This window comes from Psychrobacter proteolyticus (assembly GCF_003350005.1).
Taxonomy (GTDB): Bacteria; Pseudomonadota; Gammaproteobacteria; order Pseudomonadales; family Moraxellaceae; genus Psychrobacter; species Psychrobacter proteolyticus.
On record NZ_QLKS01000001.1, the window covers coordinates 590271 to 616925 of the forward strand.

Here is a 26655-nt window from a genome sequence, read left to right on the forward strand (position 1 = left end):
CTTGTAAATCTGTTTGAGCTAACTTGTAAACCATCCATTACTCAAAAACCAACTTATTATTTCGGCAAATCGTCATTTATATATCGATTTGCCAGTTTTTATCATGGTCGATCATTAAAATAATGATTGTCTTAATGACCATTTTACTCCGTGGATATGTGATTTATTATGCCATCTCGTTCCCAATATGCCTTGATGTCTACTAAAGACAAAAATGTAGTGCTGTTCATTAGCTTTATCAGTGCGATAATATTTTTCGACTTCTTGATTTATTTATACATTGCAGACATTGTATCAGCTGCATTTTTTCCTACTGGCACAGATCCTAAAGTTGCTAAACTGCAAGGGCTTGGGCTTTTTGTCATCGGTTATTTAGCTCGACCATTTGGTGGTATTATCTTTGGGCGTTATGGTGATATCAAGGGTCGAAAACCTATTTTACTAATGAGTATTCTTGTAACTGCCTGTAGCTTATTAGCGATGGCATGCTTGCCGACTTATGCACAATGGGGGGCTGCTGCGCCTGCCTTATTTATATTGTTAAGAATCATACAGGGTATGGCGTTTGGTCTTTATGTACCGCTATCTTGGGTATTTGTAGCAGAGCATGTGCCCAGACAATATCTGTCAGTTGCCTGTAGCTATGCGACCGCTAGCTTCTTTGTAGGTGTGCTGTTTTCAAATGCCTTTTTTATGTGGTTATCTAGCTTTATGACGACGACTGAGCTAACTGATTATGGTTGGCGTTTACCATTTTTAGTAGCGGCGGCTCTTAGTTTCTTACCACTCTTATTTTGGCGATTCATCGGAGAAACACCCTTTTTTCTGGCACTTACAAAATTAAATGCCGGCAAAAACTCAGGCAAGCCGCTTACCATACTCTTTAAACACTGCAAACACTCTGTGTTTGTCGGCATGGTGCTGACGTTAGTGATTTCTAGCATTACCTCTGTGGTTGTTCTACTATTGCCAGACTTGATAGAGATAAACTTTACGTTAGACAGCGATTTGTTTGGATTCTCCCATAGCTTGGGCATCGTATTTATGATTTTTGGCTGTATATTCTATGGGATAATTTCTAATCATGAGAATTTTGGTAAGGTTCTAGTAATTGGTTCGATACTCCTCATTGCTCAAATACTAGCCTTCTTTTATCATCTACAAGCAGGTGGCGATTACATTTTAATTATGTACGCGCTTTTGGGATTCTGTGCTGGTATTGTCGGTATGGTTCCTGCTATCTTGGTGCAATTGTTTCCAACCAACGTGCGTCTCACAGGTATCTCTTTTTGTTATAATGTGACCTACGGTATCGTTGGTGTACTGATACCTTTTGGTCTTGGTTATGCCACAACTTTAGTAAGCTTTTCACCAGCACTATACATTGCCTTTATTGGCTTTATCGGTATTATCATGGGGCTGTATTTTTATAATTTGCCTGAATTTAAAAAAATTGACCATGTTATTTTATAAGTAATTGGTCAATCACTGTTTCGCATGACGCTTGAAGCTCTGGAAACTCTTGAAAATAAGGTGCAATGGGTTGTCTCATCCATTGCACCTTATCCATTTATTTAAGACACAAATATTAAGGCTTGATGACCATGGTTGATATGACCAACAAACGCCTCTCAGTTGCGCCAATGATCGACTGGACTACGACAGATTATCGTTATTTTGCACGACTGTTTAATCCGCATACTTATCTATATACCGAGATGATCAGTACTGGTGCATTGATACATGGCAATCGAGCACGCCACTTGCGCTTCGATACACTTGAGCACCCTCTAGTATTGCAGCTCGGCGGTGCAGATATCGGTGAGATGACTCAGTGCGCAGAATTTGCTCAGCAGTATGGCTATGATGAAGTCAATATCAATGTTGGCTGTCCTTCAGATCGCGTACAGCACAATAAGATAGGTGCCTGTTTGATGGCAGAACCTCAGACCGTTGCTGATTTGGTCAAGCATATGCAAGCTGCAGTCGATATTCCAGTGACGGTCAAACATCGTATTGGCATCGATGACTTTGATAGTTATGAGTTCATGGTGGACTTTGTACAGACAGTCGCAGCAGCAGGTTGTACACGCTTTATCGTACATGCACGTACGGCATGGCTGCAGGGGCTCAGTCCTAAGCAAAACCGCGAGATACCACCGCTGCGTTACGATGATGTGTACCGTCTAAAGCAGGATTTTCCTGAGCTGGATATTGAAATCAATGGCGGCATCGATACAATTGAGGACATCCGAACGCACCTACAGCATATCGATGGCGTGATGATTGGTCGGGCTTTTTATCACAACCCGTATCTATTAGCAGAAGCCAATAGCTTATGGGACGAGGCAACTCCTGAGACAATACCTAAGCGCTCGGAAATTTTAGAACAGCTTTATCCATATCTCGAAGAACAACTCGCAAAAGGCGAAGCGTTGCCAACGATGACACGACATTATTTAGGACTCTTCCAAGGTCTGATGGGCGCGCGTAAATGGCGCCAAGCCTTGAGCGGAAAGCCTCAGCTGACGATTGATGATATTAAGCGAGCGGCCGATGAAGTGCTACTATTAAATCCTGATGCATAATCCTAACGCGTAGCTAAATTTAAATATCTAACTGGCTCGATAGAATTTACATGCCAACCGTCGTCGTTGTGATCAGTACTTGATCTACGCCGCTTGCGCAATATACTGCCACATCGCTGCACCATTATTGACAATGTGTAGTACGATTGGTAGTAATAGCGAGCCTGACTTAATCCGTGCATAGCAAAATATCAATGCCAACACTACGATGGTACTAATCTCATAGAAACCATACTGCACATGGATCACAGCAAATATCAAACTTGTTACAATGCTAGCGACAATCGCCCCATGATTCGCTGAATATGATGATGCCGTAAACTGTTCTGCGATAGCTGACCACAATATACCGCGAAAGATAACTTCTTCATAAATTGGTGCGACGACCACCATAGCAAAGACCAATAGCCAAACCGAAATGACAGACTGATAGAGTGGATCAACAAACACCAACGGCGCCATATCGAGTACATACGTCAGTGCCTGACTGGCAATCATAAATATCAGTAGTAACCCAAGCATGCCTAAACCTGCCGACAGTGAGAACGGCTTTAGCGCTAGATATTGACGCAGACTACCACCTTTTAAACGAATGACAAGCACGCTAATTGCCACTAGCAATATACAGCCGATAAGTATAGACAGGCTCACAACCGTTCCATCATTACTACCAAAATAGAATATCCGCCCTATCGATGTCTTTTCATCAGTAGGTAATACCAGCTTGCCAGCGATATAGACACCTACCAACTGACTGATAAAAAACGCAAGCACCATTCCCACTGTTAGCACGAATATACCCACGCGCGAAAATAGTGGCAGAGACTTAGGTGAGGCAGTCGTACTAGATGGTACAGTTAGGTTCTTTGGCATAAAGGTATCACTTAAGAATACTCTGGTCGCTCGTATCTATTACAAGCATGACTGATGATATGTTGCGTTTATTTTGACAATTGCTGCTTGATCAATCCTAGCACCTGCGTTGAGACAGACTCTGGATGCTCAAGTGGGAACATATGCCCTCCTTCGTGAGTCTCATAAGGAATGCCCAAGCGCGATTTTATCTGCTGCGGAAAGCGACGTTTCAAAAAGACACTGTCTTGACCAATGATTAAAGTCACAGGCACTTTGGGGCCACGATTCGGTGCCAGCCAATACCAAGATGGATTGGTACGGAACACAGCGACTTCGCTGGCTTTAGGGATAGCCAATGTCACTTTGCCATCCGCACGCTCATGTAAGCCATGATCGATATATCCTTGAAAGCTACGCTCATCAAAATTCTTAAAAAAGCCTTTATGTCGCATTTTCTCATACGCGTCGTCTCGGCTATCCCACACATCACGGCGATGTTTGGACACGCCAGCTGGTGATAGTTTGTCCATCAGACGGTTATTCATAAACGGTAATCTGTCTGCTGTCTTTGCCAAATGCCACAACAAGCTGACCTTGCCATAAATCCAAGGCGGATCCATAAGTACTGCTTGTGCAAACAGTTCAGGCTGACGATACGTGGCCTGCAACGTACACATGGCCCCAAGCGAATGCCCCACTCCTACTACCTGTGCAACGCCATGCTTTTCACAGGCACTGTTTACACTATCAATAATTTGCTGCGTCAGACTGCGCCAATGATCATCTACTGGATAATCGGGCGTATCACCCAACATCGCAATATACTCAATCGTAAAAAATTCTGATAAACCTTCAAAAAACGGCTCATATACAGCGCTTGGCATTCCATTAGCATGAGCAAAATGCAGCACAGGTTTATTGGTTATTTTAGAGACAGGTAATGCAGCAAAGGACAGCAAATTTATTTCATCACTCATGACAGAATCTCGTGGGATCGTTTATGTTATATATTATTTTTAATGATTGAACCTTGTACCATTATTAAAAAAACAGCATCAAAACTAGCTCCATCAAAACCAACAATGTTGATATAGAAAGTTTGACGCCTGTATTTGATGGTTATGGTTGTATAGCTATTCTAATCAGGCTATCACTCAGACCAAGGTATTTTATTTGGTACTACATACAATTTTAAGGCTGAGCACAATTATATGCTCAGCCTCAACAATCATACACATTATATCTAAAACATAAAACGCTTAACGCATCTGCCCAGTATTGCTTTCTTGTGGTAATACATCAAGACTAACGCTAGAGCCGATACCTGCACCTAATTTTACTGCAAAACGGTCCATAAACATTTGGAACGGATCGGTTGGGCTGTAGCTAATGATAGTATCAAGATCTAGTTGTTTACTTAGACTTGTGATACTACCTGTTTTGTCTGCCAAACCTAACTCAATAGACTGCTCACCTGTCCAAAATAACCCTGAGAACAGTTTGTTTTGTTCAGGATTCTTCAGACGATCGCCGCGACCTTCTTTGACAGCGTTGATGAAATGCTTGTGCGTATTGGCAAGCACACCTTCAACATGTTTTTCTTCGTAATCAGTCAATGGGCGAGATAAGCTTAAGATATCTTTATACTCACCAGCCGTAATCGTACGATCTTTTACGCCAACCTTATCCATCAAGCCTTTAACGTTGTAGCTTGGCATAATGACACCGATAGAGCCGACCAAACTTGATGGATTGACATAAATCTCATCGGCGGCAGACGCAATATAATAAGCACCTGAAGCACCAATATCACCAATCACCGCATAAAGCTTTTTGTCTGGGTACTCTTGGCGTAGGTCCATCATAGTCTGCCAAATTTCATCAGACTGTACCGGTGAACCGCCAGGTGAGTTGATATCCAATGCTACTGCTTTTGCGTTACTGTTTGCAAAAGCATCTCTCAAGGCTTCATTGACATCATACGCATTCGCCACATCATCATTACTGATGACGCCTTGCAGCTCAACCACTGCCAAATGTGGATCACTAGTATCGACTGCGTCCATGCCTGTTGGCGCACTGCTGCAACCACGACCAAGAGTCAAAAATATCAATAAGATATAACCAAAGGTCAGTAGTTTAAAAAAGATACTCCAACGACGAGCGCGGCGCTGCTCAACCACACTCGCTAATAACGTGTTTTCCAGCACCTTCCATTCTTGTCCACTTGGCGGGCTTGGTTGCTGCAGTTGCGTTGGCTGATTTGCCGAGTTATCAGGACGTTTGTTAGGGTCTGGTGGCCAGTTGGGCATATAACTTCCTAAGTTAGAAACAATCTAAAACAATGAAATGAGGTTGTCGAGAAATACGGTTAAAACAGTGGTATATACCTGATACTGTCTCACAGTATCTGTGAGCTGTGTTAATAGTCAGTCACCTATATTGATAGGCTGCTAAGTATGGTGGTATTTCGATAATGGTTCAATAGTATAACTGTGAAATATCACTATATTGTAACGCTGATAATATAAGCCTTATTTTTGGGGGTTAGTAGTTTCAACATTGGGAATACTATCAATGTTATTTAGCGATTTAGTTGTTTAGCGATAATGCCGCGTCTAAAGGCTTATTATCATAGGTTATAACTTCATCGATTCTCTGATAATTTATGACATCAGCTGTAATCTGCGAGGCACTATGACCAAGCCACCTTCTATTTTTGAATAGCATGTCATCATTAAGCATGTCAGCTGTACATAGTAATGACCACATTTGCCAAGCGCGTTGATGGGTATCAGCATTTAGAATCAAACGCGACTGGGAAGACGCTGACTGCTTGCTAGTTAACTGACTGGTAGCTATTTGCGCATGAGAGTTAACAGGTAATGAGTTGAGTGGATCTGCTGCATTGTATCTTAGAACGCGTATAGGCAGGTTGGTATCAAGAGCAATCGTACAATCCCAAACGCTAGTATCACCTATCTCGGCCCAACCAGTGATGGCTTGTACTGACAACTCATCGTTGGCCGACTCCCATATTTTGCCTTGCTCACAACGCTGGGTACTAAGAGTGGGCGTATCTTCAGATTGCCTGATTGTTTTATAGGCTTGCTGAAATGTAGACCAGCGATCAGATCGCCCTGCTTGCCAATATTGGCTGATAGGTAAACGGTCATTTAATTGCGCAACGGTCATCGGTAGTAATTCAGAATTTTTAGTATTAGCAGTATTCTTATTGCCAGGAGTTAACGTATCAGTCAGGCCAATACTGCTGCTTTGTACGACAATACTCTCTAACTTATCGACAGATAAACTGCCCAATTGCTGCTTTAAATTTTCAGATAATTTATCTGCTGTCAGGCTGCTTGGCATCGTTCGTGTAGAGGCTGGTCTATGATCAGCTAAGAACAACCAATTGGTACTGTCTTCATTGACAGTAGGATATTGTAGCAATGCTGCCGTTATATACGAATCACCTGTTGGTAAAATATATAGTGTCGGTACCGTGATGAATGACTGCTGATTGGCATACACCGTCATCATCAGTAACGTTAATGGTGGCAACGTCAACCAACGACTGAGCAAACCTCGTTGCAACAGCCAAGGCAATGCGCTTAGCAAAGCCATCGATAGTATTGCTATATTAACTGGTGTATAGAGCCACGCATCCGAGAGCGCTGGCAATGACGTGAGCCAACTCATCAGATCGTGTAGATGACCGACTATCGTACTAATAACCATCCAAAGAATATCAGCGATACTCGGCACTAAAAGGTAACACAGCCCGGCTAATAGATTGAGTGGTACAATTACCCAACCAAATAGTCCAATGGCAAATAAATTAATAAAAAGACCCCATAACGACGCCTTACCAAATAAAAGCAACGTCACGGGTAATAAAGTAAGAAACAGCCAAAACTGTAGTTTAAATACATGCTTAAACACTTGCCAAACATGGCTAGATAGTGCGTTGCTGATACGAGTACGCTGTTTATCATCGTATAAAGTCGTAGCAGTAGTCTGGTGCTCATACGACGTATCGTCATACTTGAGCAATAACGCCACTGCGATAAAAGACAGCCAATACCCTGCCTGCCATAATACGTAAGGGTCATGCCAGGCCATCAATACAGCCAGCGCTAATAGCACGTGCATCGTACTGATAGGAAGTAATGTTAATCTGACGAATCCAATCGCTAATAACATCCAAGCCGTACGGGCAGCAGGCACGTCAAAACCAGTAAATAGCGCATAAATAAAAGCAGCACCAATCATTACCCACCAGCGCACTTGCCAACGCGGTATGCGACGATAAATAGCCGAACAATTACGATCAAACAGCAGTACGGCTATACCTGCTAGCACAATAGCTAAAAACAGTACGTGCGTACCTGAAATAGCAAGCAGATGTGAAATGCCCGCCAGTTGATATAAGTCCTTAGTATCACGATTAATCAAGCTACGATCACCCGTAAGCAGACTTAATGTGACGGCTTTTGCTTGTTGCTCTGCTGTCGTTTGTGCTGACCAGTCTTGATAGAAATGCTGTCGTAATCGCCAACGCCCTTGATCGATACGGGTACGAAAGCGCTGAAGATACGAGTCAGAATCTAGCGACTGCTTGGAATATTTTCCATCATTGATTTCGTTATTGTTTACCAATGTAGGACTAACGGCCAAAATATTTGCAACGCCATCAATATGCCGACCTCGTAACCAGCGATAACTGTCAAAACCAGTAGGGTTATTAACTGCTTGCTCAGAAGTAGCCAACGGCGCCAGTGCTAGGCTCATAAATATTTCATCACCGGGCTGCAAATCGTTTAAGGATGAAAGTTGATTATCATTTGCAGACTTTCTTGGATAAGCGTTAAGTAAGATGCGGTGTTCGCTGACTTTGATATTAACTTCGTTGGAATTAACATCGTAATTATTGCTTAGGCTATTTTTATTAACATTTAAGTAGTCGGATGTTTTAGCTGCTAATTCTGTCGGTGTCAGCTCAGCGACTAATGGAGTGATATCCGTTATCACTGCTACTTGGCGATAACCGCTGTCTGTAGTGACATTATAAACACTGTCGCTCAACCCTTCGATACGCACGAGCGCTTGTACTCGTATTGGAGCAGTTATTTCAGTGTTTTCTGCTTGTTGATGAATAACCAAAGCTTGCAGTGCACTGCCAATCACTAAAGCAGTCGCTAGCAGAGCTAAGACTAAGTATCTAATAATTCGCAAAGGAAAATTAGTATGACGATATATACTGTTCGAGGTATTTTTATTAACGTTGTGACGATCTATCGAAGGTATGTTGAATTGAGCAGACACAAGTAGAATCGTGGCAAATATAATAAGCGCCAAAGACAGGTTGGAGGTGCCAACTATATCTAGCAAGGACAAGTCAGCTGGCAACACCACATCGTCTGCGACTGCCAAAACACCCATCATAAGTATAATTATTAGGCTACCAATCAACCAGTACACCAGCACTCCTTGCTTGATGACTTAAATATTATTCGGCCAAATATGGTTACTTACTATAGCAAATGACACGTGATGCAATAGCATTTATATTTATATTACCCTATACTGAGGCAACGTATTAGGTGGTAGCTATCTGACACTACCATTCTGTGTGCTCTAATCTTTACCCTACTCACAATATATTACTTTATACCAGCTTCTCAATACCATTGAGTAGACTGTAGTTAATGATTAAAGGCGATCCTGTGCCCCAAAAACGTCTAAAAGACCTACTTCCTACACCAGAGAAAATCTTAGAGAGTCGCACTTTAAAGCTGTTTGCACCTCACTTAGCTGATCCAAGGCTATGGCATTTCAATCGACACAGCCTAAATAAGGCCGTCTATATCGGTGTACTAAGTGCATTTTTTCCGCTGCCAGGACAGATGTTACTGGCACTTATTGGCTCGCTTATTTTTCGTGCCAATGTTCCTATGGCGCTTGGTTTGACATGGATTACCAACCCAGTCACTAGCTTGCCCATCTTTTATGCTGGATACTATATCGGTGCCAAGATTATTGATGCACCTGTGATTAGCTTGCGTTTTATCGGTAGAATGATTGCTGATTTTAGCTTATGGGCGTTATCAAACGGTGCCAATCCATTTATTACGTATCGCGGCACCGTATCGCTCGCGGCGTTTTGTATAGGACTAACAATTTTGGCGGTAGTGACTAGCATCGTTTGCGGATTAGCATTCAAGGCTATCTGGCGCTATAAAACAGTCTCAAGCTGGCAGAAACGTCAGCAAAAACCTTCTGATAAATCTGATAAGCGATAAGTAATCTAACTTTATTACACGGCTATAATGCTTACGCCCTAGCTAAGTAAGCTAGCAGAGTTTATTCTTCTTTACTGTTCTCTATAGCATTTAGGACTTTGTCAGTGAAACTACTATCCATCGGTACAATCTCAATGACTTCATCATTTTTGCAGAGCGTATAACGTTTACCTGTCGCGCTATCTTGGACTTTTAGGTCGTAATCAACCCCAGCCAAAGTAATAGCGTCAAATACTGGCCTTAGTAAATCTTTTTGTGCCCGGCTATCAATACTATCGAACAGTGTCTGATCGATATAGGGGTTTAACGGCTCGTCACCTTCTTCGGCACTACCAAAAGCAGCGATTGGATTGTCATCTGTATTCATTATACGTGTTCCTATAAAATGGACATGGCGGCTAATTGATAGCCGCCTCTATATCTGTTGCTATGGAATATTTGCTTAATCATACAACAATACATTTCATCAGAAAAGACATCATAAGCGCTAATAAACAGCCTCTATGTCAGCCTTATATTCTTTGTACAAAAAAGCGTTAATACTGTTCCCAATGTCCATTGCGTAGCAACAACTGACGGTCAGCAAGCGCTGCCAAGTTGCGATCATGCGTCACCATAAGTAGCGCCGTTTGCATGGTGCTTTGTAGCTCTGACAGCAAGCCAAAAACGCTCTGTGCGTTGTCATAATCCAAGTTACCTGTTGGCTCATCCGCCAAAATAAGCGATGGCTTGGTAACCAGTGCGCGTGCAATCGCTACACGTTGACGCTCGCCACCTGATAGCTCGCCTGGTCTATGCATTAAGCGATGCTCAAGACCAACATTTTCCAAAATTTCAACTGCTTGCTTACGAGCATCGGTCGTTGATACTTCTGGACGCAACAGTAACGGCATGGCTACATTTTCAATTGCTGTAAATTCTGCCAACAGGTGGTGAAACTGATAAATAAAGCCCAAATGCTTGTTGCGCATTGCACCGCGCTCAGTTTCATTCATGTTATTTAATAACTGACCATGCAACCAAACCTCACCACTGGTTGGCGTATCTAGGCCACCAAGCAAATGTAGCAGCGTACTTTTACCTGAACCACTGGTTCCAACAATAGCGATACGCTCACCCGCATGAACAGTCAGATCAAGACCAGTCAATACTTGTGTACTGACCGCACCTTCATCATATATCTTATTGATATTGGTCGCCTCTAAAATGGCAGACATAGCGCTTCCTTTATTTTATTTATTTCGATATTTAGGCGTTTGGAATTACTCATAGCGTAGCGTTTGAGCAGGCTGAATCTTAGCTGCTCGGCGTGCTGGGTAAATCGTAGCCAAAAAGCTCAGTATAAACGATGCACCTGTGATTAATACCACGTCTAACAAACGCAACTGCGATGGCAAGTAATTGACAAAATACGCATCAAATAAGTTCAGACCAAAGGCTTGATTAATAAAGCCTAAAATGTCACTGACTGTGAGTGCAAATATTACACCCAGTATCGTACCAGCAACGGTACCAATTACACCAATGACTACACCTTGAACCATAAAGACTTGGGTGATCAAACGAGGAGAGGCACCAAAGGTTTTTAGGATTGCGATATCTGCTTTTTTATCGGTCACTAGCATGACCAGACTTGAGACAATGTTGAAAGCGGCAACTAAGATAATCAAAAATAGCAATAGGCCGACCATGGCTTTCTCCATTTGAATTGCTCCAAACAGATTGCCATGAGTCTGTGTCCAGTCATTTGGATATAGCTTCTCAGGTGCGATAGCAGCCGCTTTTTCCGCAGCTATCGGCGCCGTAAAGATATCGTTAAGCTTCATGCGTACGCCTTGCGCGCCTTCTGGTAAACGCAGTAATTTTGCCGCATCACCCATCGGGATAAAAGCCATGAGACTGTCGACCTCTGGGCTGATCGTAAAGATGCCTGTCAGAGTAAAACGCTTAAATCGCGGTATCACGCCTGCTGGTGATGGTGATGCTTCTGGCAACACCAAAGTCACTTTGTCCCCTATCTGCAAGCCTAAGGACTGTACCATCTCCTCGCCTAACACAATGCTAAAGTCACCGCTTTGCAAGGTGTCAATACTACCTTCAATCATATGCTCATTGATAATGGAGACGTTTTTTTCGTATTCAGGCTCGACGCCTGTCACCATAATACCTGCGACCTGACCGTTTGATGTCAGCATTCCTTGCAGTTGAATGAATGGTGCCACAGCTGCTACTTCTGGGTCTTCTTTGATTTTATCGGCTAGCTGTTCCCAGTCGCCAATAATTTCTGATGAAACCACAGTAGCCTGCGGTACCATCCCCAAAATACGGGTTTTCAGTTCACGGTCAAAGCCGTTCATCACTGATAGCACCGTAATCAATACGGCAACCCCAAGCGTCAGACCAATCATCGAGATGAGTGATATAAAGGAGATAAAGCCATTACTACGTTCTGCTCGGGTATATCGTAAGCCGATAAATAACGCTAAAGGACGAAACATATTCAAACTCTTTATCTTATCTACGTGCGACTTTATATAGGTGGCATAACGAGCAGTAGTAAATGCATCATACAGCTGCTACTACTCACATATAAATCAAACACAAAAACAGGGTGTCAGACGAGCCAATAACAGCTGTCAAAAGGGAGCTAGTTTGACACAAACTAGCTTATATGTGCCAGTCATTAGCAACAACTGAGAGTATTTTTTACCAAAAAACTGAGTTTTGTTATTATTTTTTATAGGGGGCTTGCTATTAGCTGTACCAATACCTATATATTATAGGCTAAAGACAATTGTCATTAACCCCTCATTGAGGTTTACTCGCTATTTACTGATAATATCGCTGACCATCATAAATCAATCATTTAAAATGTTGGATGGTACATAGGCAAACACAGTATTAGATACCAACCTCACGCTGACTTAATTTTGAGTATTTTCATGACCATAAATTATCAATACAAAAACATTCAATCTCCTACCAAGATCACGTTGACCGATGAACAGTCTGCAGGTCACGCCGATCACTGGCGTATTCTGACCGATGATATGAGTCATGATGTGCCTGAATGGCTACAAAAAATGATCGAAGTCGCAGCGATGCCTAAAGGCCTGAACAACAACGTTAGTGCAAAAGACAGCTGCCTGCTTCTATCAGAAGATCAGCCATGCCATATTAATCAAGTGCTCGCGATGAAGGATGGTAAGCCAGAATGCTTTATCAATGCTTATCCTTGTGTCGATAGTCCTTATGGATTGAACTGTAAAATTGAGCGTGTCATCGCCAATGACAACTCGCACGATGCAGTGTTGCGCTTACGTACTGCTGATGGCAGCATTATTTATGCATTTGATCAACTCTATACGACCAACCGTCACCTATATCAGCGCGACACCTCTTACTATGTGAACTTTAGTGCTTGGGCGCACGAAATTAAGCTAAGCGAGCAAAACGAAGTCATCATGGTCGAAGACCAAGAGTCTATCCGCTATCATCGTGCCTTTAACGATATCGTGGCGGCACATGACGGAAAAATCCCTGATGACCTACAAGAGCAAATCAGTGAATGGAAGCCTGAAACCAAAGAACAAATGGCACCCGTCGAGATTAACTTGGGTCATATGTGCGCTTACTTGTTCGGTGATACGCTAGGACAAGAAGACGAAGCTTGGTGTCAGGGTCAAGTACTTGGCAAGCAAGAAACCGTATTTAATGGTAAATCTATTATATTGTTTGATGTGGTGACATTACGTGAGCAGGATGCAGATCCTTTTGTAGTGCGTGTCGGTGCGCTTAATACTGCTGAGACTAATAGCATTAAAGTACATGACTACGTCCAAGCAAACGTATGGCTACAAGCAGCGATATACAAAGAAAACCAATCAAAAGCTAGCTAACTTGTTTGAGAAGCTTTCCACAGCTTTTTATGACTATTTGATTACGCAATAAAAAAGCCCCTAATATGAATTAGGGGCTTTTTTGTGTCTTATGAAATTTTACAGTTAAAAACATAGCGTAAAAGTCGTATAAATATGCGATTAAGCCATCGTCGTCATTGATTTGATACGAGTATATAGTTCCTTTTGCTCTGCACTTGGACGTGCAGTCTGTACTGCCATCAACTGTGACATATCGCCTTCGACACGGATTTTGCCACTCATAAACGCACCCATGATTTGATTGGTATCAAAATCAGTGATGATAGACTGTAGGATATCGCGATCTAATAGCAGTGTCGTCGTTGCATTATCGTTCAAACCGCGATGCAGCAAACCATTTGCAAAATTGGCTTCGATAGTTTTATCAGCTTCAGCCACTTTTAGATTGACGACCATATTGGCAAGTACTGGCGGTAAATTTAACTCACCTGCTTCGTTGCCCATTTTTTCTACTTGCTCAAACCATTCATCTGTCAAAAAAACTGCCATATTATATTATCCTTAATTGATATTCTGTCAGACCAATACCATTTGAGGCGCTGTTGGCCTAACTATTAGAATTATTAAAATGATTGCTATCAATAGACCTATGCAATACATAGCCATTAATGACGTTCAGCCTCATTATAAAGGGCGACTTGATAAGAAGTAAAACCTATTTATCGGCTCAGCAATGTTATTGTTACAAAACTTCTTTGCAGGCCTACGCTTATGTCTAGCGACTTCTTTCCCTATCCAATCAAAATGAGCATCTAGAATAGTGACAAAATTGTGTATAAAATAGAGGAGTAGCACAGCAATAATAAGTTGCTTGCTAACATTTATACCAAAGAGTTTGTATTTTGGCGCATAGTTCTGATGATATTTAATTAGGATTGCGTTACAATACCCTTAAACAGAGTCGGGAGTTTTAACCAAACATTACATAATCATGTTTTTTGTCAGCCGTCGCTAGCATACATCTATGGTCAATGCATTTTAATAGCCCTATAGATATGGGTATCTATCTTCATTAGTACAGATTTTTTCGTAATAATTAAGATACATATTTAGCCTTATGAGATGTTTGATGCTCAAAACGGCGCGTCTTCTTATTTACCTTGATGATCTATTAACAATCCTACTATCGATTGACCTTGAGCAAGGTGCATGAAGTGCCTATTTCTATTTATTAGTATTAACTGATAGACAGCAAGGGCTTAAATCGATAGTTAATGACATCATTGCGCTAAAATAAGTCAAAAAACAACATGTGTTGGCGCTAGTATAAATATGAATTTGAAAGTATTTATAGTGCAGACAGCATAGATTGTTGGTTAATTCTGTTGATAATTCGGGCTGTAAAGGAATCATCCAATGAGTTTACAAAACACAGCAGTCGCCCCAGTTGACCGTGAGTATGAAATTACTGTCGTAAGATTTTTTACGATCATGGCTGTCGTTTGGGGCATCGTCGGCATGAGTCTTGGTGTGTTCATTGCTTCACAGTTAGCATGGCCAGCACTCAACTTTGACATTCCATGGCTGACCTTTAGTCATTTAAGACCACTGCATACCAATGCAGTGATTTTTGCGTTCGGTGGTTCTGCCCTGTTCGCAACGTCTTACTACATCGTTCAGCGTACCTGTAAAACGCGCTTATTTGCGCCATACTTGGCTTGGTTCACCTTTTGGGGTTGGCAGGCAGTGATTGTTTCTGCCATCATCACGCTTCCTCTAGGTTTGACCACCAGTAAAGAATACGCTGAGCTTGAGTGGCCTATCGATATCTTAATTGCCTTGGTATGGATCTCTTATGCCATCGTATTTTTTGGTACGCTCATTAAACGTAAAACCTCACATATTTATGTGGCTAACTGGTTCTTTGCCGCCTTCATCATTACGATTGCATTACTACACATCGTAAATAGCATGGCAATTCCTGTTAGTGCGTTCAAATCCTATTCGCTATTTGGCGGTGCAACTGATGCAATGGTGCAGTGGTGGTACGGTCATAACGCAGTAGGTTTTTACTTAACGGCCGCTTTCCTTGGAATGATGTATTACTTCGTTCCTGTACAGATTGGTCGTCCTATCTATTCTTATCGTTTGTCTATCGTTCACTTTTGGGCATTAATTGCTTCATATATGTGGGCCGGTGGTCACCATTTGCATTATTCAGCGCTTCCTGATTGGACGCAGTCTCTTGCTATGGTCTTCTCAATCATCCTATTCGCACCATCTTGGGGTGGTATGATTAACGGTGTACTCACGCTATCAGGTAGTTGGGATAAGTTACGTACCGATCCGATCATTCGCTTTATGATTGTGGCACTATCGTTCTATGCGATGTCGACGTTCGAAGGCCCAATGATGTCGATTAAAACAGTGAATGCATTGTCGCATAACACTGATTGGACAATTGGTCATGTACACTCAGGTGCGCTTGGCTGGGTTGGCATGATTACGATTGGTTCGCTATATGTACTGTTACCACGTATCTATAACAAACCAAAGATGTATTCTATCAGCCTAATCACCACGCATTTCTGGCTAGCGACTGCAGGGACGATTTTTTATATCGTGTCTATGTGGATCTCAGGTATTGGCCAAGGCATGATGTGGCTTGCTACTAACCCAGACGGTACTTTGGTATATAGCTTCGTTGATACTGTTGAATTCTCGCATTTCCCATATATTGGCCGTGCGTTTGGTGGCTTCTTATATGTATCGGGTATGTTTGTTATGGCTTATAACTGCTATAAAACACTCAAGATGCCAGAAGGTAAGCCTGTAGATGTCGCTGATCCAACGGATCATGAACCTAGTGTCGAAAAACCTTCGACAGCTAACGTATAAGGAGCGATCATGGCTGGTACACCGCATGAAATTATTGAAAAAAATACAGGCTTGTTAGTCATTGGTATCGTGATTGCTATTAGTTTTGCAACGCTAGTTGAAATCGTGCCATTGATCTATGACAATAAGGGTCCTGAAGATGGTGGGGTGAATGCTCCCCTTCCTGCTATGGAGCCTTGGACAGCGCTTGAATTTGAGGGTCGTGATATTTATATCCGTGAAGGATGTCACGTTTGTCATACTCAAATGGTTCGCCCACTACGTGCAGAAGTTGAACGTTATGGACCATATTCACGTGCCGCTGAGTCGACGTGGGATCATCCATTTTTATGGGGATCTAAACGTACGGGACCAGATTTAGCGCGTGTCGGTGGCCGTTATTCTGAAGATTGGCAAAAACAACATTTGATCAATCCACGTTCGCTCGTGCCTGAGTCAGTTATGCCAGGTTTTCCTTGGTTAGCGACTAACGAAGTAGATGGCGAAAATATTCAAGCTAAAATGCGTCTATTTCGCGACCGCTTCGGTGTTCCTTATACTGAAGAAGACATTGAAGGCGCTCCTGATGCAGTGCTTGGCGCTACTGAGCTTGACGCTTTGGTCGCCTATCTACAGCAGTTAGGTACCGCAATGGAAGGACAGCGCTAATGGGTATTGGTGAATTACAAACAATTGCGACCGTTTCTGCCTTTATTGCCTTCGTAGGCGTTGCATGGTGGGCGTATTCGCCAAAAAACAAAAAACGCTTCGAAGAAGATGCACAACTTGCGCTTGATGACGAGGATATAAAGTCTCTGTCTGAAGAGCAGCGCAATAAGGATAAATGATGACATTTTTTTGGAGTTCTTGGATCACGCTAATCAGTTTCGGTTGCTGGCTTTTTATTCTTGGCGTTCTGCTGTTTGTACTAAAATACAAACCAGACGTTGAGGACGACGGTACCACTGGTCATGAATACGATGGTATCCGAGAATACGACAAAGCACTTCCTAAATGGTGGTTGGTGATATTTTTTGGTTCAATCGTTTGGGGTGTGGCGTACTGGGTATTCTTTCCAGCTATGTTCCCAGCACATTGGAAAGGTATCGCCACCGTAGAAGTTGACGGTGAGACTGTACCGTGGACCTCTAAAAACGAGTTGTTCAGTGAGCTTGAAAGCAACAACAAAGTATTTACTGATAACTTTGAAAAAAGCATTTTGGTAAAAGCAGACGCTGCAGGCGCGACTGCGACACTTGGTACGCTAAACGAGTTACAAGCGACCATGCGTCGTAGCGAAAACCCACCAGCAGATCTACAGACTAAAATTGACGAAAAAGTTGCAGAACTTGCTCCTTACGTCGAAAAACTGTCTGAAAATCCAAATGCATTAAAAGTTGGTAGCCGTTTGTTCTTACAGAACTGTTCTGTATGTCATGGCTCTAACGCTAAAGGTGCAACAGGTTACCCTAACCTAACTGATAATGATTGGTTATATGGCGGCGAAGCTAGTAACATTCTGACCACGTTACACAATGGTCGTATCGGCGGTATGCCTGCTTGGCGCGATCAGATTGGTGAAGACGGTGTACGTGCAGCTGCTGAGTATGTATTGTCACTATCTCCAAACAACGGTAGTAAGAGTAACGGTGAACTTGATCAAACTTTGATTAATCAAGGTGAAGCTATCTTTAAGCAGCAGTGTGCACTATGTCACTCTGAAAGCGGTAAAGGTATGATTTCAGCAGGTGCACCAAACTTGACTGACAATATCTGGTTATATGGCGGTGAGCGTGAGACTGTACGTAATACATTACGTTATGGCCGTGCTGGCGTTATGCCTCAGTGGGAAACTAAGCTAGGTAATGAGCGTATCATGCTACTTGCTGCTTACATCTACTCACTATCAGATAAAACAGGCAAATCACCTGAAGCAGCAGCACCTGTTACTGCTGCAGCTACTCAACCTGTAGCAACTGAAGAAGCAACTGCTAACTAAGACGCTGTTACTGTACTATATATGGACGAAATTTAATGAAGGGAGAACTGTTATTGCAGTTCTCCCTTTTGCGTATAACGGTATTGATTTTCATTTAGGAGTGACAATGATGAGCGGCTACAAACATTAAAAATCGTTCTCATATATTCGTTGCTTTTTACGATTATCACCCCATTATTAGTAGGGAGAATGTTAGAATAGCTATTTTTTAAAATAGTCTATTGGTCATGGCTTTATATCGCTCTGACTCAATCACATAACACGATAGTCAACTTCATATAATTAGATACAGGCTCGTTTAGCCTACTACTTGTAGTACCTTTACTCCCCTTTGTTTGTATCAAAATTATGTTGAACCGACTATATTTACAATCGATCATTTGGTAAGCAGATTAGAGGGTTTTTTATCAAATTTTCTATCCGCTATTTACTGACATTGATAACATCATCCACTCATATACCTCGACGCTAGAGGTGTTTGTTCATCATGCCAGCAGACTGATTCTTTTTTTAAAGAGGCACGTTTATGTCAGCACAACAATCCAATAAAATCCCTGTACAACAAGTCGACCTTGATGCAACCAAGCATCGTGTGCACCCGAGGTTTGTCACAGGTTTTTATCAAAATATTCGTGTCATCACGATGTATGCTCTTTTGGCGGCTTTTTTACTTTTGCCATGGCTGCGCTATAATGATAGACAAGCAATATGGTTTGATGTGCCATCGCAGCATTACTATATTTTTGGCATGACGTTTTTGACGCAAGATTTTTATTTTATTGCTGCATTTGCCATTATTGCCGCGTTTACGCTGTTTATGGTGACGGTATATGCAGGACGCGTTTGGTGTGGCTACGCCTGTCCTCAAACGATATGGACGCATCTATACCAATATGTTGAAAAATGGGTGATTGGCGATCGTAATAAGCGTATCAAGTTTGATAAAGCACCATTAAGTGCGAGTAAAGTATTCAAGCGCACGGTTGTCTATTCAATTTGGTTTTTGCTTTCAGTGATTACAGCGGCGACCTTTGTTAGTTATGTGGCGGGGACAGATTCTCTATATCACAGCTGGCAGTCAATAGGAGTGATTCCGTTCCCTGATTGGCCAACATGGGTATGGGTCTCAATGTTTATTTTTACCTTTGCCACTTATGCCAATGCAGGCTACATGCGTGAGCAAATGTGTGTACAGATTTGTCCTTATGGCCGCTTTCAAAGTGTGATGTTTGATAAAGACACATTGATCGTATCTTATGATTATGAACGCGGTGAGCCGCGCGGTGCCCGTAAAAAAGGCACAAACCCAGAGCATTTAGGCGACTGCGTTGAATGTACCATGTGTGTGCAGGTCTGCCCTACTGGTATCGATATTCGTGATGGTTTACAAGTTGCCTGTATCCAGTGTGCAGCTTGTATTGATGCCTGTAATGAGGTGATGGATAAGGTCGGTTATCCGCGTGGTCTGATTCGTTATACGACCGAACGTCAGCTGGCAGAAAAAGAGCCAAGCCGTGTACTGCGCCCACGATTATTTGCTTATTTGACATTGTTAGCCGTACTATGTGGCGGTGTTATATATGCGCTGACTGATCGCGTGCCATTGGAAATTGATATCCGCCGTGACCGTAATCAGTTGTCATCTATCAACAATCAAGGCATGATCGAAAACAGCTATATCGTCAAGCTAACCAACAAGACGCAGGATGCTCATACCTACACGATAACATTGGCACCGCAAGAAGGGCTGAGCTTAGAGCTGCGCTTTAATGATGTACCATTAGAAGCGGGCGAAAGCTTTGATATGCCAGTCAGTATTTATGGCGATCCTGATGTGATAGAGTTTGGCCAAACACCTGTGACTCTAAACGTGAGCAGCGAAAATGGTAAGTACAAGGTAAGTAAGCAAAATATCTTTACAACCCAAGGTCAGTAAATGATTAGCAGACCTATTGTTTAATTTCATGTATATCATTCGGTCGTCTGTAGTTAGGGCAAGTAGTTAAATAACTATTCTAGCTAAAGACTATCGAATAAATGTTTTACCATTAAACTGGTAGCGCTTAGCCGCCAAATTATCCGTTGATACCATTTGTAGATGTCTAATGAACAGCTATCTATTGATTGCGTATCTGATGCATAGGTATTTTATGTCTACTCCAGCACCGAACTTTAAACATCAAGATAAACAGCCATGGTATAAAAATTACATGGTCGTTATCTTTGTGATTGGCATGCCTGCTGCGGTCGTGATCGCTTGTATTTGGTTTGTTTATTACTCTTACCAGATCCGTGATAGCGTGGTACGTGACGACTGGTATATGGATGGCAAAACGCTCTATCATGATGTGTCTCGTGACAAGCTCACGTATGATTTAGACTTGCATGGACAAATGCAGTTTGCAGAAAATGGCGATATTGTGTTTTATCTTAACTACCCTGAACAAAGCGTCCAGTCAGGCAAGCTGTTAAATGGTACGCCACTTACTTATCCTGATACGTTAGAGCTTTCTATTTCTCATGCAACGGATATCAAAAAAGACCGCGATGTTGTCCTTAAGCATGTTGAGGGCAATAAATACAGTACACAAGTCGATATTGATCCTGTAAAAGCCAAGTATTACCTACAGGTTAGCAACGACGGTAAAGATGATTGGCGTATGCAAGATGTCGCAAAACTGCCTCGTTCAAAGGTCAGCTTTGACCCACTACCAGTTTTTGCTAAGAGTTAATACTGTTAGTAGCACTTAGACGTGAAAAAACCAGCCACTCGTCAGAGATCGGCTGGTTTTTTTTGAGCTATTTAGTATTCTACTAATGAATAGGTACTATTTAATATGACCCTGATTCATAACTACTAAATCACAGGGTTAATCGTTGGGATTTTCTGTGCTTTACGCTCGTTTTGCGCGGCTTTGTCCGTCTCTGTGGAATAAGGCTTGTCACTAGCAAACTTAGGATTGAACGTTTGCGTCCTTGGCGATATAGGTAAACCAATCTCAGCCAAACTATCCGTCTGCCCGGCTTGAATATTGTCGCCTTCAAATAAACGCTCATCGTTATCACGGTCAAGACTGAGTGTTTCAAAGTCAAATAACTCACGATCAGCTAACTGTGATGGCGCGACGTTTTGCATTGCCTTAAAGATTGAAGCCAAACGCTGCGGGTGAGCGTCATCCCATTCACGTAACATATCGTTGATAATAGCACGTTGTAGGTTGGTCTGGCTGCCACACAAATTACAAGGGATGATGGGAAATTCCTTTAATTTGGCGTACTCAATGATGTCTTTTTCTTCGACATAGGCCAATGGGCGAATCAGCATATTTTGCTTGTCATCACTCAGTAGCTTGGGCGGCATTGATTTGAGCGCACCACCATGGAATAAGTTCAAAAAGAAGGTCGCCAGCATATCATCACGATGATGGCCAAGGGCAATTTTGGTCGCGCCAATTTGTTTGGCAAAGCCATATAATGAGCCGCGGCGCAGACGTGAGCACGCCGAACAGTAAGTCTTACCTTCTGGCACCACGCTTTTGACGATACTATAGGTGTCTTTTTCTAAAATATAGTGGGCGATGCCCTGCTCGTTTAGATACGCAGGTAAAATGTCTTCTGGATAGCCTGGCTGCTTCTGGTCGAGATTCACCGCGACGATATCAAAATGAATCGGTGCAATGCGTTTTAGCAGCAATAAAATATCGAGTAAGGTATAGCTGTCTTTACCACCCGAAACACAGACCATTACCACATCGCCATCTTCGATCATATTAAAATCGCGGATTGCCCAAGAGACTTGGCGACGCAGCTTCTTTTGTAGTTTACGAAAGTACGCTGACTCGGTAGGTGCTTGCGCATCGGCAAACTGCTCGTCAATCATGTCCTCATCATTGCCATCTTCAGAGACGTCATCGTACTCTCTGCTATCAGTATTGGTGTCTAAAGCCTGACTATCAAAGCTTATTGCATCAGATACATCATCAGCTTGAGAAGGAATATTTGGCGTAAATAAGGTTGCTGCGGTCATAAGTTACTCAATATCTTTATAAGGGTGATTTTACTATAAAGCGATTTGCGATAAGGCTTTTAAAGCATTATCACCGATGTCATGTGACTGATACTTTAAAAGCTGCGATTATAACAAATATTGCTAACAGATTGAAAAGATGACAGTAATACCGACTTTGTTTTATTACGATGCTGTTTAAATTTGCTTTGTCAGCTTAGTGACGGGTGATTGGTCGCTTCGTGGTTCTGTAGTAGACGTATTTTTGCTAAAATAGCCGTTTTCGTAAACCAATAATAGATATCACTATGACTAACGTTACTTTGCAAAACACTTCTAATCAAGCATCCGATGCTGACCTAGCGGCTCTTACCAAAAGCCAAAATGCGGTTGTCCTTTTATCAGGCGGTCTCGATTCGGTGACTTGCTTATATTGGGCAAAAGCGCGCTATGCATCAGTGACAGCTGTCAGCTTTAACTATGGTCAACGCCATAATAGTGAACTTGTCGCCGCAAAGACCATCGCTGAGACAGCAGGCGTCAATCATAGAATTATTGATATTGATATCGCACAACTGGGTGGTTCATCACTAACAGATCACAGCATGATCGTGCCAGACGGTGATTCAGACAAATTCCCTAGTAAAAAGCGCGATGAAATCGATAACGACGCTATCCCAAACACCTACGTGCCTGCGCGCAACACTATCTTCTTATCATACGCGTTAGCAGTCGCCGAAGTCGCTGATGCCAATCATATCGTCATCGGTGTCAGCTCAGTTGACTACTCGGGCTATCCTGATTGTCGCCCAGAGTATATAGCTGCCTTTGAACATATGGCCAACCTTGCGACAAAAGCGGGCGTTACTGGTCATCGCTTATCGATTCAAACGCCATTGCAGCAACTGTCAAAAGCCCAAACCATTGAGCTTGGTCTGTCATTAGGTGTCGATTACGGACAAACGATTTCTTGTTATCGCGCAGATGCCAATGGGCTTGCTTGCGGCGTTTGTGATAGCTGCGCATTACGTCGTCAAGGCTTCGCCCAAGCTGGCGTAACTGACCCTACTCATTATCAGTCTTAATTAATTTTAGTCGGTCCTATATAAGTTGGATACGGTATCAGGCAAGCTTAGTCTACTACTTTTATTACGTCTATTCGCCTATCTTGTACCCAAATCATATAAAGCCAACTATGTATTAACGCTAAATGTTGCGTGACATGATGATATCCATCAACATTCGCGCAACATTCGCTTGCATTAACACAGCACGTCGTTCTTGTATTTTAATCGACATACTTGCTATCGTATGAACGATTATATTTATCGAAAGATGTACATGACGATATCGGTCACTCATATATTGATGAGTTGACTTTGCATTGAGCAAAAGATAAAAAATTGACGCTACCCGTAAGAGGAAATTTATGAAGTTGTTGCCAGTACTACCCCTAGCCTTAGCGGCTCTGTTTGCCATGCCACAAGCCAACGCTGTTGACATTAAGCAAGACAATATTAATTCATGTGTTAATGGCGCAGTCAAATACAAAGTCGCTGACAAAAGCAACGCAACCAAACTATGTAACTGTACTATTGGCGTGCGCAGCAATATGACTATCGGTCAAATGTGGGAGATCGAAAGCTACGCACAAGATAAGAAAGACCCTTCTAATCTGCCATATGTGAAAGCGATGCAAAAAGATTTGCAGCAGTGCACCGTTGGCTTAGATTTGAAGAAGCCGCAAAAACCTGCGTAACCTCTAATCGTTTGATATACAAAAGACTGGCCATTGCCAGTCTTTTTTGTTGCCAATGAATGGGCAAAGTGTAAAACTGATTATTTATTTCTACTAATCTGCCTATAATAAGAACACTATAAATAGAACCATCATTAAGCCAATACACATAACTAAAATTAATAAGGATTTTACAATGGCCAAGCCAACGACAGAAACCATTCACCTACCTGATTTTCCAGTAACCATAGTACGCAAGCTTGCTGGTAATTTTATCCATGATGAAATTAATTTAAAAGAAATGGTCGCCAATACCGATAAAGGCCTTATTCTGTATTTTTATCCCAAAGACAACACGCCAGGCTGCACCACACAGGCAACAGAGTTTACCTCGCACCTTCATGACTTTGATGAATTGGGCTACGACATTATTGGCGTCTCTCGTGATAGTGTTGAATCTCATGAAAAATTTATCGATAAATATGACTTACAGATTCCACTCATCAGTGATACTGATGAAAAGCTATGCCAGTATTTTGACGTTATCAAAGAGAAGAATATGTATGGCAAAGTTACGTTAGGCCTTGTACGTTCGGCATTTGTATTCGATAAAAACAGTGAGCTGACTCATGCTCAGCGTAACCTACGTGCCAAAGACTATACCAGTCGTTTACTGACTATATTGGCGCCATAATTACTGGTTCTGTGATCAAATCAGTATTATTGGCACTATAATTAAGTCAATATTCATCATAAGAACCATAAAAACCAAATAAAAAATATAAGCCGAGAATTTAGTTTATTACTGAATATAATCCTTACCCTATTAGAGAATAATATGAATAAACAATCTGGCACTACCACTGACGATACGCCGAGAGAAGTCACGCGCAAAGTATCTGTCGCTATTATTGGTGCTGGTACCGCAGGTCAAAATGCTTTTCGCCAAGCAAGTAAGATCAAAGATGATGTGGTCATTATTAATGAAGGGTTTTGGACCACGACCTGTATTGCGGTCGGCTGTATGCCTAGTAAGCTGCTAATTGCAGCTGCTGATCGCGCACATGATGCCAACCATTCTGCTGAATTTGGTATTCATGCAACCGCGCAAATAGATGGTAAACGAGTCATGGAGCGTGTACGTGATGAGCGTAGTCATTTTGCCGGCTACATTAAAAAACAAGTAGACAGTTGGCCCGACCATAAGAAAATCGACGGTCGTGCTCGTATTAATGAGCAAGGACTAATTGAGGTCAATGATGAGCTAATTGCTGCTGAACAAATCATTGTCGCCACCGGTAGCTCGCCGTTTATTCCTGATGGATGGGCGGAGAAGCTTGGTGATACCATGCTCACTTCTGATAGTGTCTTTGAGCTTGAAGACTTACCAAAAACGATGGCTGTCGTCGGTGCTGGTGCCATCGGTCTAGAGCTTGCACAAGCGTTTACACGTTTAGGTGTAAAAGTCACGCTGCTAAACCGTGCCAAACAAGTGGCTGGTCTAAAAGATGATGATATTAATAATAAAGCCATGGATTGCTTAAGTCATGAATTGACCATGCATCTAGGCAGCGAAATTACCGATGTAGGTACACAAGCAGATGAAGGTAATAAAAGTGCGTTTATCAAATATGAAGACAGCGCTGGTGAGTCTCAGCAATGGCAAGGTGAGTACGTCTTAGTTGCTACTGGTCGTCGAAATAATATTAAGCAGCTAGGTGTCGAAAACTTAGGCGTTAAGCTAGACGATAAGAACCGCCCAAAAAACTTGAGTAAAAAAACAGGTCAGATTGGCGACTTAAACGTCTATATCGTTGGTGATGCCAATGCTAATATTCCGTTACTGCATGTGGCTAGCGATGAAGGCTATAGTGCAGGCAGTATGGTCTGCGAAAATACAGAAGCGGCTTATATTCGCCCACCTGCGACACCTTTTTCTATCGTATTTTGCTCACCGCAAATCGTCAATGTTGGTATGTCTTTACCAGAAATCCAAAAAGATTCAGAACTCGAATTCGTTATCGGTAGCGTAAGCTTTGATAATCAAGGACGCAGCCGTGTGATGGGCGTCAATTGCGGATTGCTACATATCTATGGCTGCAAAAAGACAGACAGAATTTTAGGCGCCAGTATGGTCGGCCCTGACGCTGAATATATCGGTCATATACTTGCTACAGCAATTACCAATGATCTAAGTATCAAAGACATGCTCGATACCCCTTTTTATCACCCAACGATACTAGAGGGGCTACGTACAGCGCTACGTGACGTTCAATATAAGATGGAAATACCTTTTCAATCTCAAGATGCTCAAGAAAACAATTTTTAATCTACTAATTGGTTAGTTCCTCAGGTCAGTAATAATTTCAAACTGGCACTAATGAGTTTGAAGCCTTGCTCCTATTT

23 protein-coding genes are annotated in these 26655 nt (G+C 42.2%); 14 read left to right on the top strand and 9 right to left on the bottom strand.

The genetic code is table 11. The features are described 5' to 3' along the window. The first annotated feature begins 168 nt into the window (after nucleotides 1-168). The gene (locus tag DXK30_RS02325) at nucleotides 169-1473 is read left to right on the top strand and encodes an MFS transporter (protein ID WP_114700290.1); all 1305 of its coding nucleotides are present in this window, start codon (nucleotides 169-171) and stop codon (nucleotides 1471-1473) included. A 131-nt stretch (nucleotides 1474-1604) separates the two neighbouring features. Next, nucleotides 1605-2588 carry a tRNA dihydrouridine(20/20a) synthase DusA gene (gene dusA, locus DXK30_RS02330; RefSeq protein ID WP_114700291.1) on the top strand — a complete coding sequence of 328 codons (984 nt, stop codon included), beginning with the start codon at nucleotides 1605-1607 and terminating at the stop codon, nucleotides 2586-2588. Nucleotides 2589-2672: 84 nt separating this feature from the next. Here the strand turns inward: dusA and DXK30_RS02335 are convergent, their stop codons facing one another. The 4 genes from DXK30_RS02335 to DXK30_RS02350 all read right to left on the bottom strand — a co-directional run bounded on the left by DXK30_RS02335 (nucleotide 2673) and on the right by DXK30_RS02350 (nucleotide 8927). Continuing rightward, a complete protein-coding gene (locus tag DXK30_RS02335; protein WP_227670659.1) occupies nucleotides 2673-3461 on the bottom strand; it encodes a CPBP family intramembrane glutamic endopeptidase in 789 nt (262 codons plus the stop codon). 68 nt (nucleotides 3462-3529) lie between these two features. Next, a complete protein-coding gene (locus DXK30_RS02340) occupies nucleotides 3530-4420 on the bottom strand; it encodes an alpha/beta fold hydrolase (protein ID WP_114700292.1) in 891 nt (296 codons plus the stop codon). A 282-nt stretch (nucleotides 4421-4702) separates the two neighbouring features. After that, nucleotides 4703-5755 carry a signal peptide peptidase SppA gene (gene sppA / locus DXK30_RS02345; RefSeq protein ID WP_114700293.1) on the bottom strand — a complete coding sequence of 351 codons (1053 nt, stop codon included), beginning with the start codon at nucleotides 5753-5755 and terminating at the stop codon, nucleotides 4703-4705. Nucleotides 5756-6035: 280 nt separating this feature from the next. Continuing rightward, on the bottom strand, nucleotides 6036-8927 hold the full coding sequence (locus DXK30_RS02350) for a ComEC/Rec2 family competence protein (protein ID WP_227670658.1): 2892 nt from the start codon (nucleotides 8925-8927) through the stop codon (nucleotides 6036-6038). A gap of 245 nt (nucleotides 8928-9172) precedes the next feature. Between DXK30_RS02350 and DXK30_RS02355 the strand changes: the two genes are divergently transcribed. Further along, nucleotides 9173-9748: a DUF2062 domain-containing protein gene (locus tag DXK30_RS02355; RefSeq protein ID WP_227670657.1), complete on the top strand. Its 576-nt coding sequence runs from the start codon at nucleotides 9173-9175 to the stop codon at nucleotides 9746-9748. 61 nt (nucleotides 9749-9809) lie between these two features. Here DXK30_RS02355 and DXK30_RS02360 read toward each other — a convergent pair whose 3' ends face one another. From DXK30_RS02360 to DXK30_RS02370, 3 genes are all read right to left on the bottom strand, one after another. Then, the gene (locus DXK30_RS02360; protein ID WP_114700295.1) at nucleotides 9810-10115 is read right to left on the bottom strand and encodes a hypothetical protein; all 306 of its coding nucleotides are present in this window, start codon (nucleotides 10113-10115) and stop codon (nucleotides 9810-9812) included. A gap of 169 nt (nucleotides 10116-10284) precedes the next feature. Further along, entirely contained in the window at nucleotides 10285-10965 is a 681-nt protein-coding gene (gene lolD / locus DXK30_RS02365) for a lipoprotein-releasing ABC transporter ATP-binding protein LolD (protein ID WP_114700296.1), read from the bottom strand. Nucleotides 10966-11010: 45 nt separating this feature from the next. Next, nucleotides 11011-12246 (bottom strand): lipoprotein-releasing ABC transporter permease subunit, encoded by a 1236-nt coding sequence (locus DXK30_RS02370; protein ID WP_114700297.1) that lies wholly within the window; start codon nucleotides 12244-12246, stop codon nucleotides 11011-11013. Between the two features lie 444 nt (nucleotides 12247-12690). On the opposite strand from DXK30_RS02370, the gene DXK30_RS02375 reads away from it, so the two are divergent. Then, complete coding sequence (locus DXK30_RS02375) at nucleotides 12691-13647, top strand: hypothetical protein (protein ID WP_114700298.1); 957 nt, start codon at nucleotides 12691-12693, stop codon at nucleotides 13645-13647. 141 nt (nucleotides 13648-13788) lie between these two features. Here DXK30_RS02375 and DXK30_RS02380 read toward each other — a convergent pair whose 3' ends face one another. Continuing rightward, nucleotides 13789-14178 carry an SCP2 sterol-binding domain-containing protein gene (locus DXK30_RS02380; RefSeq protein WP_057760797.1) on the bottom strand — a complete coding sequence of 130 codons (390 nt, stop codon included), beginning with the start codon at nucleotides 14176-14178 and terminating at the stop codon, nucleotides 13789-13791. An 867-nt stretch (nucleotides 14179-15045) separates the two neighbouring features. Between DXK30_RS02380 and ccoN the strand changes: the two genes are divergently transcribed. From ccoN to DXK30_RS02410, 6 genes are all read left to right on the top strand, one after another. After that, nucleotides 15046-16527 (top strand): cytochrome-c oxidase, cbb3-type subunit I, encoded by a 1482-nt coding sequence (gene ccoN, locus DXK30_RS02385; protein WP_114700299.1) that lies wholly within the window; start codon nucleotides 15046-15048, stop codon nucleotides 16525-16527. A 9-nt stretch (nucleotides 16528-16536) separates the two neighbouring features. After that, nucleotides 16537-17175, top strand: coding sequence for a cytochrome-c oxidase, cbb3-type subunit II (gene ccoO / locus DXK30_RS02390; protein WP_114700300.1), 639 nt, complete (start codon nucleotides 16537-16539; stop codon nucleotides 17173-17175). After that, on the top strand, nucleotides 17175-17354 hold the full coding sequence (locus DXK30_RS02395; protein ID WP_057760804.1) for a CcoQ/FixQ family Cbb3-type cytochrome c oxidase assembly chaperone: 180 nt from the start codon (nucleotides 17175-17177) through the stop codon (nucleotides 17352-17354). The genes ccoO and DXK30_RS02395 overlap by 1 nt, the downstream gene beginning before the upstream one ends. Then, the gene (ccoP, locus tag DXK30_RS02400) at nucleotides 17354-18505 is read left to right on the top strand and encodes a cytochrome-c oxidase, cbb3-type subunit III (RefSeq protein WP_114700301.1); all 1152 of its coding nucleotides are present in this window, start codon (nucleotides 17354-17356) and stop codon (nucleotides 18503-18505) included. Before DXK30_RS02395 ends, ccoP begins: the two co-directional genes overlap by 1 nt. A gap of 526 nt (nucleotides 18506-19031) precedes the next feature. Further along, a complete protein-coding gene (ccoG, locus tag DXK30_RS02405) occupies nucleotides 19032-20441 on the top strand; it encodes a cytochrome c oxidase accessory protein CcoG (protein ID WP_114700302.1) in 1410 nt (469 codons plus the stop codon). A gap of 214 nt (nucleotides 20442-20655) precedes the next feature. Further along, entirely contained in the window at nucleotides 20656-21237 is a 582-nt protein-coding gene (locus DXK30_RS02410) for a FixH family protein (RefSeq protein ID WP_114700303.1), read from the top strand. A 125-nt stretch (nucleotides 21238-21362) separates the two neighbouring features. Here the strand turns inward: DXK30_RS02410 and ttcA are convergent, their stop codons facing one another. After that, nucleotides 21363-22385: a tRNA 2-thiocytidine(32) synthetase TtcA gene (gene ttcA / locus DXK30_RS02415; protein ID WP_114700668.1), complete on the bottom strand. Its 1023-nt coding sequence runs from the start codon at nucleotides 22383-22385 to the stop codon at nucleotides 21363-21365. Between the two features lie 434 nt (nucleotides 22386-22819). Here ttcA and queC point away from each other — a divergent pair, with 434 nt between their 5' ends. The 4 genes from queC (at nucleotide 22820) to DXK30_RS02435 (ending at nucleotide 26578) form a co-directional block, all read left to right on the top strand. After that, entirely contained in the window at nucleotides 22820-23596 is a 777-nt protein-coding gene (queC, locus tag DXK30_RS02420; protein WP_114700304.1) for a 7-cyano-7-deazaguanine synthase QueC, read from the top strand. A gap of 344 nt (nucleotides 23597-23940) precedes the next feature. Next, a complete protein-coding gene (locus tag DXK30_RS02425) occupies nucleotides 23941-24270 on the top strand; it encodes a hypothetical protein (protein WP_114700305.1) in 330 nt (109 codons plus the stop codon). Nucleotides 24271-24445: 175 nt separating this feature from the next. Further along, nucleotides 24446-24943, top strand: a complete 498-nt coding sequence (locus tag DXK30_RS02430; RefSeq protein ID WP_114700306.1) for a peroxiredoxin — start codon at nucleotides 24446-24448, stop codon at nucleotides 24941-24943. Between the two features lie 144 nt (nucleotides 24944-25087). Beyond that, nucleotides 25088-26578, top strand: a complete 1491-nt coding sequence (locus DXK30_RS02435) for a dihydrolipoyl dehydrogenase (RefSeq protein WP_114700307.1) — start codon at nucleotides 25088-25090, stop codon at nucleotides 26576-26578. Nucleotides 26579-26655 lie beyond the last annotated feature (77 nt).

What these genes read in the sequence shown, in the direction of transcription:
- DXK30_RS02325 (WP_114700290.1), top strand. Translation starts at nt 169, where the DNA reads ATGCCATCTCGTTCCCAATATGCCTTGATGTCTACTAAAGACAAAAAT.
- DXK30_RS02380 (WP_057760797.1), bottom strand. Translation starts at nt 14,178, where the DNA reads ATGGCAGTTTTTTTGACAGATGAATGGTTTGAGCAAGTAGAAAAAATG.
- DXK30_RS02395 (WP_057760804.1), top strand. Translation starts at nt 17,175, where the DNA reads ATGGGTATTGGTGAATTACAAACAATTGCGACCGTTTCTGCCTTTATT.
- sppA (WP_114700293.1), bottom strand. Translation starts at nt 5,755, where the DNA reads ATGCCCAACTGGCCACCAGACCCTAACAAACGTCCTGATAACTCGGCA.
- ccoN (WP_114700299.1), top strand. Translation starts at nt 15,046, where the DNA reads ATGAGTTTACAAAACACAGCAGTCGCCCCAGTTGACCGTGAGTATGAA.
- DXK30_RS02430 (WP_114700306.1), top strand. Translation starts at nt 24,446, where the DNA reads ATGGCCAAGCCAACGACAGAAACCATTCACCTACCTGATTTTCCAGTA.
- DXK30_RS02340 (WP_114700292.1), bottom strand. Translation starts at nt 4,420, where the DNA reads ATGAGTGATGAAATAAATTTGCTGTCCTTTGCTGCATTACCTGTCTCT.
- DXK30_RS02370 (WP_114700297.1), bottom strand. Translation starts at nt 12,246, where the DNA reads ATGTTTCGTCCTTTAGCGTTATTTATCGGCTTACGATATACCCGAGCA.
- ccoP (WP_114700301.1), top strand. Translation starts at nt 17,354, where the DNA reads ATGACATTTTTTTGGAGTTCTTGGATCACGCTAATCAGTTTCGGTTGC.
- dusA (WP_114700291.1), top strand. Translation starts at nt 1,605, where the DNA reads ATGGTTGATATGACCAACAAACGCCTCTCAGTTGCGCCAATGATCGAC.
- ccoO (WP_114700300.1), top strand. Translation starts at nt 16,537, where the DNA reads ATGGCTGGTACACCGCATGAAATTATTGAAAAAAATACAGGCTTGTTA.
- DXK30_RS02410 (WP_114700303.1), top strand. Translation starts at nt 20,656, where the DNA reads ATGTCTACTCCAGCACCGAACTTTAAACATCAAGATAAACAGCCATGG.
- ttcA (WP_114700668.1), bottom strand. Translation starts at nt 22,385, where the DNA reads ATGATTGACGAGCAGTTTGCCGATGCGCAAGCACCTACCGAGTCAGCG.
- lolD (WP_114700296.1), bottom strand. Translation starts at nt 10,965, where the DNA reads ATGTCTGCCATTTTAGAGGCGACCAATATCAATAAGATATATGATGAA.
- DXK30_RS02435 (WP_114700307.1), top strand. Translation starts at nt 25,088, where the DNA reads ATGAATAAACAATCTGGCACTACCACTGACGATACGCCGAGAGAAGTC.
- queC (WP_114700304.1), top strand. Translation starts at nt 22,820, where the DNA reads ATGACTAACGTTACTTTGCAAAACACTTCTAATCAAGCATCCGATGCT.
- DXK30_RS02425 (WP_114700305.1), top strand. Translation starts at nt 23,941, where the DNA reads ATGAAGTTGTTGCCAGTACTACCCCTAGCCTTAGCGGCTCTGTTTGCC.
- ccoG (WP_114700302.1), top strand. Translation starts at nt 19,032, where the DNA reads ATGTCAGCACAACAATCCAATAAAATCCCTGTACAACAAGTCGACCTT.
- DXK30_RS02335 (WP_227670659.1), bottom strand. Translation starts at nt 3,461, where the DNA reads ATGCCAAAGAACCTAACTGTACCATCTAGTACGACTGCCTCACCTAAG.
- DXK30_RS02375 (WP_114700298.1), top strand. Translation starts at nt 12,691, where the DNA reads ATGACCATAAATTATCAATACAAAAACATTCAATCTCCTACCAAGATC.
- DXK30_RS02360 (WP_114700295.1), bottom strand. Translation starts at nt 10,115, where the DNA reads ATGAATACAGATGACAATCCAATCGCTGCTTTTGGTAGTGCCGAAGAA.